The organism is Halomonas sp. SIMBA_159, assembly GCF_046536035.1.
GTDB classification, from domain to species: Bacteria; Pseudomonadota; Gammaproteobacteria; order Pseudomonadales; family Halomonadaceae; genus Vreelandella; species Vreelandella venusta_A.
Map to the genome: position 1 here is coordinate 1 of NZ_JAWJBT010001829.1, position 229 is coordinate 229.

Sequence of the window (229 nt, forward strand, 5' to 3'; positions counted from 1 at the left end):
GTACATAGCAGCGTAGGCCCATCCACTCCCAGAAGGCTGCCAGGGTGCTGAGCTTGCGCCGACGGGTGCTGGTGCTGTCCCGGGAGCGCTGTAGCCGTTCATCGACGTAGGAGGCGGCCAGAGCGCTTGTGATCGTGGTCGGCTGGACGTTCCCACGAAGATGGCTTCGCAGCTCTCTGTACGCCTGTTGACGTTGGAACTGTACGGTCTTGAGGACGCTGGTTGCCGC

1 protein-coding gene is annotated in these 229 nt (G+C 62.9%); it reads right to left on the reverse strand.

Going from position 1 to position 229, the window contains the following annotated elements:
• Nucleotides 1-229 (reverse strand): hypothetical protein (locus tag R0J87_RS25515; RefSeq protein ID WP_498889808.1); only part of this gene is annotated, 229 nt, incomplete at both ends.